This window comes from Streptomyces sp. NPDC001851, assembly GCF_040297165.1.
Lineage (GTDB): Bacteria > Actinomycetota > Actinomycetes > Streptomycetales > Streptomycetaceae > Streptomyces.
In genome coordinates this window covers 364,147-378,623 of record NZ_JBEOYR010000003.1, presented here as the reverse complement: position 1 = coordinate 378,623, position 14,477 = coordinate 364,147, and the positions used below count along the sequence as shown (strand labels likewise).

Annotated in this window: 13 protein-coding genes; 3 read left to right on the top strand and 10 right to left on the bottom strand. The window is 69.5% G+C overall.

Annotated features, from left to right (window positions below; genetic code table 11):
* Positions 1–354: 354 nt before the first annotated feature.
* From ABT171_RS06675 to thyX, 3 genes are all read right to left on the bottom strand, one after another.
* A complete protein-coding gene (locus tag ABT171_RS06675; protein ID WP_351240498.1) occupies positions 355–2,040 on the bottom strand; it encodes a ribonuclease J in 1,686 nt (561 codons plus the stop codon).
* Positions 2,041–2,195: 155 nt separating this feature from the next.
* Positions 2,196–3,095, bottom strand: coding sequence for a 4-hydroxy-tetrahydrodipicolinate synthase (gene dapA / locus ABT171_RS06670; RefSeq protein WP_351240496.1), 900 nt, complete (start codon positions 3,093–3,095; stop codon positions 2,196–2,198).
* A gap of 220 nt (positions 3,096–3,315) precedes the next feature.
* On the bottom strand, positions 3,316–4,065 hold the full coding sequence (gene thyX / locus ABT171_RS06665; RefSeq protein ID WP_351240494.1) for an FAD-dependent thymidylate synthase: 750 nt from the start codon (positions 4,063–4,065) through the stop codon (positions 3,316–3,318).
* A gap of 170 nt (positions 4,066–4,235) precedes the next feature.
* On the opposite strand from thyX, the gene ABT171_RS06660 reads away from it, so the two are divergent.
* Together ABT171_RS06660 and ABT171_RS06655 are read left to right on the top strand one after the other, a co-directional pair.
* Positions 4,236–4,472, top strand: a complete 237-nt coding sequence (locus ABT171_RS06660) for a hypothetical protein (RefSeq protein ID WP_351240492.1) — start codon at positions 4,236–4,238, stop codon at positions 4,470–4,472.
* A gap of 88 nt (positions 4,473–4,560) precedes the next feature.
* Entirely contained in the window at positions 4,561–5,115 is a 555-nt protein-coding gene (locus ABT171_RS06655; protein WP_351240490.1) for an SCO5741 family PH domain-containing membrane protein, read from the top strand.
* Positions 5,116–5,131: 16 nt separating this feature from the next.
* Here the strand turns inward: ABT171_RS06655 and ABT171_RS06650 are convergent, their stop codons facing one another.
* From ABT171_RS06650 to rpsO, 5 genes are all read right to left on the bottom strand, one after another.
* The gene (locus ABT171_RS06650) at positions 5,132–5,584 is read right to left on the bottom strand and encodes a tetratricopeptide repeat protein (protein WP_351240488.1); all 453 of its coding nucleotides are present in this window, start codon (positions 5,582–5,584) and stop codon (positions 5,132–5,134) included.
* Between the two features lie 13 nt (positions 5,585–5,597).
* Positions 5,598–6,350 (bottom strand): 4-hydroxy-tetrahydrodipicolinate reductase, encoded by a 753-nt coding sequence (gene dapB / locus ABT171_RS06645; RefSeq protein WP_351240486.1) that lies wholly within the window; start codon positions 6,348–6,350, stop codon positions 5,598–5,600.
* A 26-nt stretch (positions 6,351–6,376) separates the two neighbouring features.
* On the bottom strand, positions 6,377–7,756 hold the full coding sequence (locus tag ABT171_RS06640; protein ID WP_351240484.1) for a M16 family metallopeptidase: 1,380 nt from the start codon (positions 7,754–7,756) through the stop codon (positions 6,377–6,379).
* Positions 7,753–9,972, bottom strand: a complete 2,220-nt coding sequence (locus ABT171_RS06635) for a polyribonucleotide nucleotidyltransferase (RefSeq protein WP_351240482.1) — start codon at positions 9,970–9,972, stop codon at positions 7,753–7,755. The genes ABT171_RS06640 and ABT171_RS06635 overlap by 4 nt, the downstream gene beginning before the upstream one ends.
* 340 nt (positions 9,973–10,312) lie before the next feature.
* Positions 10,313–10,600: a 30S ribosomal protein S15 gene (rpsO, locus tag ABT171_RS06630; protein ID WP_351240480.1), complete on the bottom strand. Its 288-nt coding sequence runs from the start codon at positions 10,598–10,600 to the stop codon at positions 10,313–10,315.
* A gap of 265 nt (positions 10,601–10,865) precedes the next feature.
* Here rpsO and ABT171_RS06625 point away from each other — a divergent pair, with 265 nt between their 5' ends.
* Positions 10,866–11,159, top strand: a complete 294-nt coding sequence (locus ABT171_RS06625) for a DUF397 domain-containing protein (RefSeq protein ID WP_351240478.1) — start codon at positions 10,866–10,868, stop codon at positions 11,157–11,159.
* 47 nt (positions 11,160–11,206) lie between these two features.
* Here ABT171_RS06625 and ABT171_RS06620 read toward each other — a convergent pair whose 3' ends face one another.
* Complete coding sequence (locus ABT171_RS06620) at positions 11,207–12,709, bottom strand: outer membrane protein assembly factor BamB family protein (RefSeq protein WP_351240476.1); 1,503 nt, start codon at positions 12,707–12,709, stop codon at positions 11,207–11,209.
* 64 nt (positions 12,710–12,773) lie between these two features.
* Positions 12,774–14,267: a type VII secretion integral membrane protein EccD gene (gene eccD / locus ABT171_RS06615; RefSeq protein ID WP_351240474.1), complete on the bottom strand. Its 1,494-nt coding sequence runs from the start codon at positions 14,265–14,267 to the stop codon at positions 12,774–12,776.
* Positions 14,268–14,477: the final 210 nt, after the last annotated feature.

Sequence of the window (14,477 nt, the reverse complement as noted above, 5' to 3'; positions counted from 1 at the left end):
GTTGATTTTTGGCACGCTGTTGAGTTCTCAAGGAACGGTCGCTTCCTTTGTACTCACCCTCTCGGGCTTTCCTCCGGGCTTCCCTTCGGTGTTTCCGACTCTATCAGATCTTTTCTCGATCCGATTTCCTCGGTGCTTTCCAGGTTCCCGCTTTCGCGTTTCCCTTTCCGGCGGTTCCGACTTTATCAGAAGTTCTGAGTCGGTTTTCCCACCCGCTCCGGGGCACCTGTGTCCAGCGCGTGAAGTGCTGGGGTTCCCGGTTGGGCGGAGCCGTAAACGTACTGGAGCGGGGCGCCCCGATGCAAATCGAGGCGCCCCGCTCCGGGCTCGCGTCGGCCGGCGGCAGACGGTGCGTCAGACCTCCACGACCACGGGGAGGATCATCGGCCTGCGGCGATAGGTGTCCGACACCCACTTGCCGAGGGTGCGGCGGACGAGCTGCTGGAGCTGGTGGGGCTCCACGACGCCGTCCTGGGCGGACCGCTCCAGCGCTTCCGTGATCTTCGGGACGACGTCGGCGAAGACCGCGTCCTCGATGCCGGAGCCGCGCGCCTGGACGTGCGGGCCACCGGTGATCTTTCCGGTGGACGAGTCCACCACCACGAAGACCGAGATGATGCCCTCGTCACCGAGGATCTTGCGGTCCTTGAGGGCCGGCTCGCCGACATCGCCGACCGAGAGGCCGTCGACGTAGACGTAACCGGCCTGGACCTTGCCGGAGATCTTGGCCTTGCCCTCGACCAGGTCGACCGCCACGCCGTCCTCGGCGATGACGATCCGGTCGTGCGGGACGCCGGTGAGCGCTCCCAGCTCGGCGTTGGCGCGCAGATGGCGCCACTCCCCGTGCACCGGCATCAGGTTCTTCGGGCGGCAGATGTTGTAGAAGTACAGCAGCTCGCCCGCGGACGCGTGGCCGGAAACGTGCACCTTGGCGTTGCCCTTGTGGACCACGTTGGCGCCCCAGCGGGTCAGGCCGTTGATCACCCGGTAGACCGCGTTCTCGTTTCCGGGGATGAGCGAGGACGCGAGGATGACCGTGTCGCCCTCGACGATACGGATCTGGTGGTCGCGGTTGGCCATGCGGGACAGGGCTGCCATCGGCTCGCCCTGGGAGCCCGTGCAGACCAGGACCACCTCGTGGTCGGGCAGGTCGTCCAGCGTCCTGACGTCGACGACCAGGCCCGGCGGGACCTTGAGGTAGCCGAGGTCGCGGGCGATGCCCATGTTGCGGACCATGGAACGGCCGACGAAGGCGACCCGGCGGCCGTACTCGTGGGCCGCGTCCAGGATCTGCTGGATGCGGTGGACGTGGCTGGCGAAGCTCGCCACGATGATCCGCTTGCGGGCGCCGGCGAAGACCTGCCGCAGGACGTTGGAGATGTCGCGCTCGTGCGGCGTGAAGCCGGGGACCTCGGCGTTCGTGGAGTCCGTGAGGAGGAGGTCGATGCCCTCCTCGCTCAGCCGGGCGAAGGCGTGCAGGTCGGTGAGGCGGTTGTCCAGCGGGAGCTGGTCCATCTTGAAGTCGCCGGTGTGCACCGCCATGCCCGCGGGGGTGCGGATGGCGACGGCCAGGGCGTCCGGGATGGAGTGGTTGACGGCGATGAACTCGCAGTCGAAGGGGCCGATGCGTTCGCGGTTCCCCTCCGCCACCTCAAGGGTGTAGGGGCGGATGCGGTGCTCCTGGAGCTTGGCCTCGATCAGGGCGAGGGTCAGCTTGGAGCCGATCAGGGGGATGTCCGGCTTCTCGCGGAGCAGGTACGGGACACCGCCGATGTGGTCCTCGTGGCCGTGCGTGAGGACGATGCCCTCGATGTCGTCGAGACGGTCCCGGATGGACGAGAAGTCCGGCAGGATCAGGTCGATTCCGGGCTGCTCCTCCTCCGGGAAGAGCACTCCGCAGTCGACGATCAGCAGACGGCCGCCGTACTCGAAGACCGTCATGTTCCGGCCGATCTCGCCCAGGCCGCCGAGCGGGGTGACCCGCAGGCCGCCCTCGGGGAGCGGCGGGGGCGGGCCGAGTTCGGGATGCGGATGACTCAAAAGACCCTCCTCAGCACGCGCGCCACGTACCGGTCGGGCACGTGGCGCGCGTGACGTTCGTGCAGAAGCAGTTGTCGTTGTGGTGTGCGGGCACCGGTGGCCCGCCTCTTCTGTTGTTCTTCAGTTGTGAAGCCCGTGTGGTGCCAAGTCTGTTGTCAGAGCTGTACCCCGCCGGCAGCAAGATCGATCTTGAGCTGGGCGATCTCCTCGGGCGAGCACTCGACCATGGGCGAGCGCAGGGGTCCCGCGGGCAGTCCCTGGAGGGCGAGCGCGGCCTTGGTGGTCATGACGCCCTGGGTGCGGAACATGCCGGTGTAGACCGGGAGCAGCTTCTGGTGGATCTCGGTGGCCTTGACGACGTCGCCGGAGATGTACGCGTCGACCAGGGCGCGCAGGTCGGGGGTGACGACGTGGCCGACGACCGAGACGAAGCCGACCGCGCCCACGGAGAGCAGCGGGAGGTTCAGCATGTCGTCGCCGGAGTACCAGGCGAGGCCGGACCGGGCGATGGCCCAGCTGGCGCGGCCGAGGTCGCCCTTGGCGTCCTTGTTGGCGACGATCCGGGGGTGCTCGGCGAGCCGGACGAGGGTCTCGGTGCTGATCGGGACGCCGCTGCGGCCGGGGATGTCGTAGAGCATGACCGGCAGGCCGGTGGCGTCGGCGACGGCCGTGAAGTGGCGGTACAGGCCCTCCTGCGGGGGCTTGTTGTAGTACGGGGTGACGACCAGCAGGCCGTGTGCGCCGGCGCGTTCCGCGTCGCGGGCCAGTTCGATGCTGTGGTGGGTGTCGTTGGTTCCGACTCCGGCCACGACGTGGGCGCGGTCGCCGACCGCCTCCAGGACGGCTCGTACCAGATCCGATTTCTCCGCGTCGGTCGTGGTGGGGGACTCGCCGGTGGTGCCGTTGATGATCAGGCCGTCGTTGCCTGCGTCCACCAGGTGGGCGGCGAGCCGCTGCGCGCCGTCGAGGTCGAGTGCGCCGTCCGCCGTGAAGGGCGTGACCATGGCGGTGAGGACCCGCCCGAAGGGGGTCTGCGGAGTCGAGGTCGGAGCCATGGGTAACACGCTACTCGGTGCTGAATGCGTGGTCTGCCCGTGGGGTATCGGGAAAGTCTGCACAAATGCGGAGCCCGGCACTGCCTGCTCGGGGGTTCAAGCAGTGCCGGGTCCGTTTGATCAGGCTAGATGAACTTCTCCAAATGCCGCAATACGGACACTTCACGAGGCTGATCCGGACATCCGTTCCTGGCGGGGAACAGAGATCCGCCGGTCTTTCCTACGGGGCCACGCGCCCGTTCGCGTTGAAGGCGGCGTACGTGAGCGGCATGAGCTTCGCCCACTCCGCCTCCATCTGCTCGCCGACCATCTCGATCTCCCGCTGCGGGAAGGACGGCACCTTGGCCAGCTCGTGCTGGGTGCGCAGACCGAGGAAGTGCATCAGGGAGCGGGCGTTGCAGGTGGCGTACATCGAGGAGTACAGGCCGACGGGAAGGGCGGCGCGGGCGACCTCACGGGCGACGCCCTCGGCGAGCATCTTCTGGTAGGCCGCGTAGGCCTGCTCGTACGACTCGCGCAGGGTGCTGCTGACGGCCTCGTGCTGGGCCGGGGTGCCCTCGACGAAGACGTACTTGCCGGGGCGGCCCTGCTGCACGAGCTTGCGGTCGGCGCCGGGGACGTAGAAGACCGGCTGCAGCTCCCGGTAGCGCCCGGACTCCTCGTTGTACGACCAGCCGACGCGGTGCCGCATGAACTCGCGGAAGACGAAGATCGGGGCGCTGATGAAGAACGTCATCGAATTGTGCTCGAAGGGGCTGCCGTGCCGGTCGCGCATCAGGAAGTTGATCAGCCCCTTGGAGCGCTCGGGGTCCTTCCTCAGCTCGTCCAGGGACTGCTCGCCCGCGGTGGAGACCCGCGCGGCGAAGAGGACGTCGGCGTCCGAAGCGCTGGACTTCACCAGCTCGACGGTGACGTCACTGCGGAACGTGAGCGACTCGGGGGTGGTCACGGGGGTTGGGGTCCTTCCCATCACAGCTGTGGTTCGCGCCCACCTTACGGGGCACCCGCCCGGGCCATGGCAGCACCTCACCTCAAAAATCCCACCACGGATTTTTTCCGACATGGGCACCCTTTGTGTCACTCAAACGTCTGAACCGGTGAGACCTGCTCGTTCGACCCCCGAAAGGAGACGCAGCCACCATGTTCCGTCGCCGCGAACCCGTACCCTTCGCCTTCCTGGCCGAGGCGGACCGGTTCCGCAGCAATGTCGCTCCCCCGCCCCGTCAGCGGGCGTCCATCGGCGAGATGGCCGGGCGGTGGCTGCTGGGTCTCACGATCGTCGCCGGGCTGGTGGGAGCCCTCGTCATCGCCCTGCCCGCGATGTCCATACCGTCCAGTGCGCCGACGCAGCAGTCGCAGGCCTCCCAGGGGCACTGACCCTTCCGGCCGCCCACGGGTGGTGAGCGGGAACACCGGCGGATAGCCTCACCGGGCACAGCTCACGCAAGGATTGTGAGGACCAGCCGTGCCCCTGTCCTTCCTGACGGCCGACCGGACCTTCGAGGCCGCCGCCGAGAGCGCGCTGCCCTACGACGACCGGGAGCGCTGGCGACGCCCCTACCGTCCCGGTCCCTGGCGTGTGGCCGCGGCTGCGCTGGTGCTGTTGTTCGCCTCCTTCGTGCTGTTCGCCGCGGTCGCCCTCGCCCTGACCGACTCGGTGTCCTCCGGCGGAGCGGTCTTCGCCGCCGCGCTGGTGGTGATCGCCGGCGCGCTGCGGCTGCTGCGCATGGGCGTGTGGGTGAACGGCCGCGGTCTGCGCCAGGTCGGCTTCCTGGTGACACGTACGGCGCCGTGGGCACGGGTGGTCTCCGTGCGGACGGTGCAGCAGCCGGTGCGCTGGCTGGGGCTGCCGCGGACGGTGCAGGGGCAGGCGCTGGTGCTCGTCCGCAAGGAGCGGGGGGCCGGGGAGCCGGCGCCGCTGCTGACCACGCACACGCTGGACTTCCTGGGCCGCCCGGCCGCGTTCGACCGGGCGGCGGATGTGGTGGAGGCGTGGGCGGCGGAGTGCGGGCGCGGCTGAGCGCCCCGCGCCCCGGTCAGGCCTCCGCCGGCTTTCCGTCGTGCAGGGCGATGGCGCGCTGCATGGCTTTGCGGGCCCGTGGCGTGTCGCGGGCGTCGTGGTAGGCGACGGCGAGGCGGAACCAGCAGCGCCAGTCGTCGGGGGCCGCCTCGGTCTCGGCCTTGCGCTTGGCGAACACCTCGTCGGCCGAGTCACGGTCGATCCGGCCGCTGGGCAGGCGCTTCAGCTCGTCGACCGGCAGGCCGCCCTCGGCGTCGAGCTCGGCGGCGAGGGCGTTGGCCTTGCGGACGAACTGGGTGTTCTTCCACAGGAACCACAGGCCGATGACCGGCAGGACCAGCACCGCGACCCCGAAGGTGACGGTGATGATCGTGCCGGACTCGATGAGCATGACGCCGCGGCTGCCGACCAGGACGAAGTAGAAGACCAGGACGGCGGCCGTGACGAGGTAGGTGATCTTCGCGCGCATGGCAGGGTCTGTCTCAGCTCAGGTCCAGGAAGTGCTCCAGGCCGAAGGTCAGGCCCGGAGTGGTCACCACGCGGCGGGCGCCGAGCAGGATGCCCGGCATGAAGCTGCTGTGGTGCAGGGAGTCGTGGCGGATGGTGAGGGTCTCGCCCTCGCCGCCGAGCAGCACCTCCTGGTGGGCCAGCAGGCCGCGCAGGCGTACGGCGTGGACCGGGACCCCGTCGACGCTCGCGCCGCGGGCGCCGTCCAGGGCGGTGGCGGTGGCGTCGGGTGCCGGGGCCGTACCGGCGGCCCGGCGGGCCTCGGCGATGAGCTGGGCGGTGCGCGTGGCCGTACCGCTCGGCGCGTCCACCTTGTTCGGGTGGTGCAGTTCGACCACCTCGACCGACTCGAAGTACGGCGCGGCGATCTGCGCGAACTTCATGGTCAGCACGGCGCCGATGGAGAAGTTCGGCGCGATGAGCACGCCGGTCTGCGGAGACTCGGCCAGCCAGCCCTTCAGCTGCGCGAGGCGCTCCTCGGTCCAGCCCGTCGTACCGACGACCGCGTGGATGCCGTGGCGCACGCAGAAGCCGAGGTTGTCCATGACGGAGTCCGGGGTGGTCAGCTCCACGGCGACCTGGGCGCCGGCCGCCGTCAGCGCGTCCAGCGTGTCACCCCGGCCGAGGGCGGCGACCAGCTCCATGTCCTCGGCGGCCTCGACCGCCCTGACCGCCGCGGACCCGATCCGGCCCTTGGCACCGAGGACCGCCACGCGCAGCTTGCTCATGTTCCTGCTTCCTGATCGGTGGTGTTTCAGGCGACGGCGTCGTGCAGCCGCGCGGCCTGCTTGTCCTTCAGCGGGCCGATGACCGACAGCGACGGGCGCTGTCCCAGGATGTCGCGGGCGACCGCACGGACCTCGTCCGGGGTGACCGCCGCCATCCGGTCCAGCATGTCGTCGACGGACATCTGCTCGCCCCAGCACAGCTCGCTCTTGCCGATGCGGTTCATCAGCGCACCGGTGTCCTCCAGGCCGAGGACGGTGGAGCCCTGGAGCTGGCCGACGGCGCGGGCGATCTCGTCGTCGGTGAGGCCGTTGGCGGCGACGTGGTCGAGTTCGTCGCGGCAGATCCTCAGCACGTCGTGCACCTGGCTCGGCCGGCAGCCGGCGTACACGCCGAACAGTCCGCAGTCGGCGAAGCCGGAGGTGTACGAGTACACGCTGTAGGCGAGGCCCCGCTTCTCCCGGACCTCCTGGAAGAGGCGGGAGGACATGCCGCCGCCGAGGGCGGTGTTGAGCACGCCCATGGCCCAGCGCCGGTCGTCGGTGCGGGCGAGGCCCGGCATGCCGAGGACGACGTGCGCCTGCTCGGTCTTGCGGCCGAGCAGCTCCACCTTGCCGGAGGCGCGGATCGTACGGCTGCCGTCGCGCGGGGCGATGGGCCGCGCGTCCAGGTTGCCCAGGGCGCCCGCCTTCTCGAAGGCCGCGCGGACCTGTCGTACGACCTTGGCGTGGTCGACGTTGCCGGCGCACGCGACCACGAGGTGGGTCGGGTCGTAGTGCTTCTTGTAGAAGCGGCGGATGCGGTCGGCGGTGAGGGCGTTGACGGTGTCGACCGTGCCGAGGACGGGGCGGCCGAGCGCGTTGTCGCCGAACATGGTGTGCGCGAACAGGTCGTGCACGCAGTCGCCCGGGTCGTCCTCGGTCATGGCGATCTCTTCGAGGATCGCGCCGCGCTCGACGTCGACGTCCTCTTCGAGGATGAGGGAGCCGGTCAGCATGTCGCAGACGACGTCGATGGCGAGCGGCAGGTCGGTGTCGAGCACGCGCGCGTAGTAGCACGTGTACTCCTTCGCCGTGAACGCGTTCATCTCGCCGCCTACGGCGTCGATGGCGGAGGAGATGTCCAGCGCGCTGCGCTTCCGGGTGCCCTTGAAGAGCAGGTGCTCCAGGTAGTGCGTGGCGCCGTTCAGGGCCCGGGTCTCGTCGCGGGAGCCGACGTGTGCCCAGATGCCGAAGGTCGCGGAGCGGACCGAGGGCAGGGTCTCGGTGACGATGCGCAGGCCGCCAGGGAGGGTGGTCTTGCGGACCGTGCCGATGCCGCCTGTGCCCTTGATGAGGGTTTGGGTACGGGCGACGGCCCGCGCCTCCGAAGAGGGGCGGGCCGTCACCTTGGAGCTACGGGACGTCACTGCTCGGCGTCGTCCTTCGCCTCGTCAGAGCCTTCCTCGCCCTCGATCACGGGAACGAGGGAGAGCTTGCCGCGGGAGTCGATCTCGGCGATCTCGACCTGGACCTTCTGGCCCACGCCGAGGACGTCCTCGACGTTCTCCACGCGCTTGCCGCCGGCCAGCTTGCGGATCTGCGAGATGTGCAGCAGACCGTCCTTGCCGGGCAGCAGGGAGACGAACGCACCGAAGGTGGTCGTCTTCACGACCGTACCGAGGTAGCGCTCGCCGACCTCGGGCATCGTCGGGTTGGCGATGCCGTTGATCGTGGCGCGGGCGGCCTCCGCCGAGGGACCGTCGGCGGCACCGATGTAGATCGTGCCGTCGTCCTCGATGGTGATCTCGGCGCCCGTGTCCTCCTGGATCTGGTTGATCATCTTGCCCTTGGGGCCGATGACCTCGCCGATCTTGTCGACCGGGATCTTGACGGTGATGATCCGCGGGGCGTGCGGGCTCATCTCGTCGGGCCGGTCGATGGCCTCCATCATCACGTCGAGGATGTGCAGGCGGGCGTCGCGGGCCTGCTTGAGGGCCGCGGCCAGGACGGAGGCCGGGATGCCGTCCAGCTTGGTGTCGAGCTGGAGGGCGGTCACGAACTCCTTGGTGCCGGCGACCTTGAAGTCCATGTCACCGAAGGCGTCCTCGGCACCGAGGATGTCGGTGAGGGTGACGTAGTGCGTCTCGCCCTCGATCTCCTGGGAGATCAGGCCCATGGCGATACCGGCGACCGGGGCCTTCAGCGGCACACCGGCGTTCAGCAGCGACATGGTGGAGGCGCAGACCGAGCCCATGGACGTCGAGCCGTTGGAGCCGAGGGCCTCGGACACCTGGCGGATCGCGTAGGGGAACTCCTCGCGCGTGGGCAGCACCGGCACGAGCGCGCGCTCGGCGAGGGCGCCGTGGCCGATCTCGCGGCGCTTCGGGGAGCCGACGCGGCCGGTCTCACCGGTGGAGTACGGCGGGAAGTTGTAGTTGTGCATGTAGCGCTTGCGGGTCACCGGGGAGAGGGTGTCCAGCTGCTGCTCCATGCGGAGCATGTTGAGGGTGGTGACGCCCAGGATCTGGGTCTCGCCACGCTCGAACAGCGCGGAACCGTGCACCCGCGGGATGGCCTCGACCTCGGCGGCCAGCGTGCGGATGTCCGTCACGCCACGGCCGTCGATGCGCTTCTTCTCCTTGATGACGCGCTCACGGACCAGGGTCTTGATCAGCGAGCGGTACGCGGCGGAGATCTCCTTCTCGCGGCCCTCGAACTCCGGCAGGAGCTTCTCGGCGGCGAGCCCCTTGACGCGGTCCAGCTCGGCCTCGCGCTCCTGCTTGCCGGCGATGGTGAGCGCCTGGGCGAGCTCGGGCTTGACCGCGGCGGTCAGGGCCTCAAGAACGTCGTCCTGGTAGTCCAGGAAGATCGGGAACTCGGCGGTCGGCTTGGCGGCCTTGGCGGCGAGGTCGGCCTGGGCGCGGCACAGGACCTTGATGAAGGGCTTCGCGGCGTCCAGACCGGCGGCGACGACCTCCTCGGTCGGCGCCTCGGCACCGCCCTCGACCAGCTTGATGGTCTTCTCGGTGGCCTCGGCCTCGACCATCATGATCGCGACGTCGCCGTCCTCCAGGACGCGGCCGGCGACCACCATGTCGAAGACGGCGTCCTCAAGCTCGGTGTGCGTCGGGAAGGCGACCCACTGGCCGTTGATCAGCGCGACGCGGACGCCGCCGATCGGGCCGGAGAAGGGCAGGCCGGCCAGCTGCGTGGACGCGGACGCGGCGTTGATCGCCACGACGTCGTACAGGTGGTCGGGGTTGAGGGCCATGACCGTGGCGACGACCTGGATCTCGTTGCGCAGGCCCTTCTTGAAGGACGGGCGCAGCGGGCGGTCGATCAGCCGGCAGGTGAGGATGGCGTCCTCGGAGGGACGGCCCTCACGGCGGAAGAAGCTGCCGGGGATCTTGCCGGCGGCGTACATCCGCTCCTCGACGTCCACCGTCAGCGGGAAGAAGTCGAGCTGGTCCTTGGGGTTCTTGGAGGCGGTGGTGGCCGACAGCACCATGGTGTCGTCGTCCAGGTACGCCACGGCGGAGCCGGCGGCCTGCTTGGCCAGGCGGCCGGTCTCGAAGCGGATGGTGCGGGTGCCGAAGGGACCGTTGTCGATGACGGCCTCGGCGTAGTGGGTCTCGTTCTCCACTAGCGTTTTCTCCGTTACATATCGTCTTTCGTCCCTTGGCTGCCCGTGTGGCAGGGGGACGGTGGTGGAGAAGCGCGCCGTCTGGTGCGGGCCGGTCTTCGATCGAAGCACCCGGGGCTCGCATCCCCCGGGGGCCACTACCGAGGACCGGCGGCGGCGAGGAGCGCTTCTCCTCGTTCTGCGTCGTACGTCTCGTGCTGTGTCGTACGCCGTTCTGTGTCGTGCGTACTGCGTTGTGCTACCACACTACAAAGCGTGAGTGACACTCCGCACGTTTCCGCATGTACGACGAAGGGAGCGGTCCCCGGGTGCTACCGGGAACCGCTCCCTTCACGGCGTCTTACTTGGCGCCCGCCGCACCACGGCGGATGCCGAGGCGGTCGACCAGCGTACGGAAGCGCTGGATGTCCTTCTTCGCCAGGTACTGCAGGAGGCGGCGGCGCTGACCCACCAGGATCAGCAGGCCACGACGGGAGTGGTGGTCGTGCTTGTGGGTCTTGAGGTGCTCCGTCAGGTCGGAGATCCGACGGGAGAGCAGAGCGACCTGGACCTCGGGGGAGCCGGTGTCACCCTCCTGGGTACCGAACTCGGCGATGATCTGCTTCTTCGTAGCGGCGTCGAGCGACACGCGTACTCCTCATAGTCTGTTGAGTGCCACCGAGTGCCCCCGGTCTACATCTCGGGGGGCTTCCGTTACTCGGGAGGCGGGGATCCGCTGGGCGCGGCCACCAGAGCCGACGGCTCCGGGGGTGCGTACACAAACGGCCGTGAACCAGGGTACCAGCAGGTGGCCGGCGCCTTTCCCCCGGTCCGGAAACCGCCCGGGCCGGACGCCTCGGACCACTAGGGTGAGCGCCGGGACCGTACGCACGCCGGAAAGGGATCGCGCCACGATGACGGAGACGGAAGCGGAGATGAAGGCCCGCAAGGAGCGGGAGCGGGACGAGCTGTACGCGCTCGACATCTCGGGCGTGGAGTGGCACTGCGCACCCGGCACGGAGGAGCACGAGGAGCGCGTCGAGATCGCGTACCTGCCCGACGGGGCCGTGGCCATGCGCTCGTCCCTCGACCACGACACCGTGCTGCGCTACACCGAGGCGGAGTGGCGGGCGTTCGTGCTGGGGGCGCGGGACGGGGAGTTCGATCTGGAGCCCAGCGAGCGCAATGGCGGTCTCGCGGCTCAGTGAGCGGAACGTGAGAAAGGGCGGCACGCGTGCGTGCCGCCCTTTGTCCTTCAGTGTTCCAGCCCCGCGGTGCCCACTCCGATCACCGAGAGCACCGGGTTCTTCGGATGGACGTCGTCGCGTGCCAGCAAGCGGCGGGCGAAGAAGACCTGTCCCTGTTCGTACAGGATGTCCGACTGCTCCGGGTCGCCGAGTTCGTGCTCATCCTCCGGGAGGCGGAACAGGAGGTACGGGGTCTCCTTGTCGGTCCGCGGATTCCAGTCCACCACGGCGGCCGGCTGCACGTCGTCCATGGTGCTACGAAAAACGATCAGGTCGTCACCGTTCATCCGGACGGGAACCACCTGCTGGAAGAGCCGGCCCACGAACTTTCCGACGGCGGTTCCCTTCCTGAGGTCGAAGGCCGTGATCTGGTTCTCGGGCTTCCTGGTGAGGTCGTCGGTGTCCTTGCTCATGACGAAGACCCGGTCGCGGCCGACCACCATGCCGTAGCACGTGTCGACGGCGTCGAAGAAGGCTCCCACGTCGCTGCCGCACTTGGGGTCGTAGCCGTTCATCGAGATGGTGGCCAGCCGCTCACCGCTCTTCGGATCCAGCGTGAGCAGGTCCGTGACCCGGTAGTCCCCCGCCTCGACCGCGATCACGGGCGGGTCGGCGGACGGCAGGTAGATGCTCCTCAGGCCGTTGCTGACCGAGTAGCGCCACAGGGCCCTGCCGGTGCGCGGCTCGAGCTTCTCCACCCGGTAGGTGGGGTCGCCGGGGTCGCCGCACTTGACGAGGGCCAGCAGGGCCTGGCCGCCGGCATAGGCCGAGTCGTGGCACTGGGACGTGGCGCTCGTCTTCCACAGCAGCCTGCTGCTGTGCATGTCGTACGCCACCGATCCCTCGTCCCAGGCGATGGCCACGACGCCCCGGGTCAGGGAGATGTTGGTGCCGAGAATGGAGGCGTCTTCGCCCGCCGGTGTCTTCCGCTGCCAGAGCTTCTTGCCGGTGTCGAGGTCGACCATGACCACCTCGTCACAGGCACCCGCCTGGGGGGAGTCGGTGTGCCCCGGCTCGACGACGACGGCGGTCCGGCCGTCGGCGGTGACGTCGCGGCTGACGGCGCAGACGTGACCGCCGAGTCGGAGCGTCCATGCCTTCGCGTCCGAGTCGGGGTGGGGCTCGGTCTTGTAGGCCTCGATGCGGTCGGCGAGGGCCCGCGCGACGATCTTGCCCGTGGCCCAGGTGGCGGGCGCGAACCGCTGCTGCTTGCCGGTGAGACCGCCTTCGTTGTGCTTGACGACGACCTCGCCCTCCGGTGAGACGGGGGCCTTCTCCAGGGTCTCGCGTACGGCGTCCGGAGCCTGCTGGACCGCCTTGGCGCCGGTCCGCCCATGGGTTTGGCCGGCCGAGTGGTACCAGATCAGACCCGCGCCGAGGCACACGACGGCGGCCACCACCGCGGCGACCGCGCCGAGGACGCGCCTGCGGCGTCTGTCCCGCGACGGGTCGACCGCCGGCGCGGACTGGGTGGGCTGGGTGTGCATGGACGGTGGCGGGCCGAAGCTCACGCTGCTGAATCCCCTTCCTTCGCTGCCACCGGTGGGACCAGGAGGCCGACGCGGTCGGCCCAGTTCACTTGCTGGTCATCGCGCGGGCCGTCGCGTACACGTCGAACACGGCAAGAGCAAGGGGCACCAGTGTCAGGAGCACGAAGCCTTCGACGATCTCCAGGAAGCGGCCCCAGAAGGGGCTGAGGCCCCGGCGCGGGAGGACAAGACCCAGGGCTGCCACGAGGGCCACACAGGCTGCGATGGCCGCGGTGAGCCAGATCGCACGGATGTCGAGGCTGGAGCGGTCTCCGGTGAGTGCCTCGCGCCACACGGCGTGCGGCGGGTTGAGCGCCAGGCCGAGACCGAGGAGGACGAGTGAGCCGAGACCTGCCAACAGGAGCGGGGCGACCTGCCCGGTGTAGCGGAAGAGCTGGGCGCGCATGAGCAGCGCCACCGCCGTCGCACCGGCGAGCAGGTGGGCCCAGACGTCGTCGGAGAACCCGAGCACCGCGCAGGAGGCGAGCGCGGTGAGCGCACAGCCGCCGACGAGCCCGACAAGGATCTCGTGGCCACGGCGGGCCTGAGCCTCGATCCGCGTCATGTCGACAGGTTCCTGCTCGGCGGTCTCCGTGCCGTAGGCGCTGCTCGGGGCGGAGTCCGGCGGGTCGAAGCCGATGGGCAGCCGGGCGAAGCGCATGGACAGCCCCGGCAGGAAGGCCAGGCCGACCACCGCGACCGGCGCGCACAGGGCGGCGATCTCCTTCGGTGTCCAGTGCACGAGGATCGCCGTGAAGACGGTGATCAGGCCGATCGCGGACGCGACGACGAAGGCGACGAACGGGGCGTCCCCGCCCGGTGTGCACAGCATCAGGACGACCGAGATGACCAGAACCGCCGCGCAGGCGAGCAGGAACTGGAGTTTGCCGATGCCCTGGCCGTGGGCGAGAGAGAGGAGGCCCGATCCGGCCACGCCCACATTGGGAAGAGCACCGAGACCCAGGGCTGTCGCCGAGCCCCGGTCGTCGTAGACCCGGCCCCGTACAGCGGCGAACACGGCGAAGAGCACTCCGGCGACGCCCGCGAGTATCCCGGGCAGGCTGTGCATGTCGTGCCGGGGATCGGCGTTCCAGGCGACGAAGGCGAGCAGGGCCGACAGGACGCCCGCGCCCGCGAGTCCCGCGGCGCGGGTGAGGTCGTCGCTCCACAGGGTCCGGTGCCGGGTCACCGCCGACGCGACCGCCTCGGAGACGTCGTCGTAGACGGCGGGCGGCAGCGACTGGGAGAAGGGGCGCAGCGTGAGCAGTTCACCGTCGAGAATCCGTTGCGCCGCAAAGGAGCGCGCGCTGTCGAGAACGGTGCCGTCCCTGCGTACGAGGTGGTAGCCGACCGGCTCACCCTCGGCGGGGCTCTGCCGGGAGAGCCGGAGGATCTCCGGGTAGATGTCGGCGACCGGGATGTCGTCGGGCAGCGCCACGTCTATACGGCTGTCAGGGGCGACGATCGTGACCCGGCAGAAACCGAGCCCCGATCCCGATCCCGCCCCGGACACCGCTGCCCCCGTGGCCGTCGTGCTCACCTTGTGCCTCCCCCTCAGTGATGGCTCTGCGTCCGTGATGTGAAAATCCTGCGTCTTTCCCCGGCCGGAACCGCCGGTGGGTGACGCGGACGGCGCCGTCCGGTTCCGCCCCGGGTGGCATGCGGTGACGCCTCGCACGGAGTACCCCGGTTCGCGGCGTGTGTTCGCGTGTGCTCAAGCGAACCACCGGCACCCTACCCCGCACCGGTC

What these genes read in the sequence shown, in the direction of transcription:
- thyX (WP_351240494.1), bottom strand. Translation starts at nt 4,065, where the DNA reads ATGGGAAGGACCCCAACCCCCGTGACCACCCCCGAGTCGCTCACGTTC.
- dapB (WP_351240486.1), bottom strand. Translation starts at nt 6,350, where the DNA reads ATGAGCAAGCTGCGCGTGGCGGTCCTCGGTGCCAAGGGCCGGATCGGG.
- ABT171_RS06650 (WP_351240488.1), bottom strand. Translation starts at nt 5,584, where the DNA reads ATGCGCGCGAAGATCACCTACCTCGTCACGGCCGCCGTCCTGGTCTTC.
- ABT171_RS06625 (WP_351240478.1), top strand. Translation starts at nt 10,866, where the DNA reads ATGACGGAGACGGAAGCGGAGATGAAGGCCCGCAAGGAGCGGGAGCGG.
- ABT171_RS06660 (WP_351240492.1), top strand. Translation starts at nt 4,236, where the DNA reads ATGTTCCGTCGCCGCGAACCCGTACCCTTCGCCTTCCTGGCCGAGGCG.
- dapA (WP_351240496.1), bottom strand. Translation starts at nt 3,095, where the DNA reads ATGGCTCCGACCTCGACTCCGCAGACCCCCTTCGGGCGGGTCCTCACC.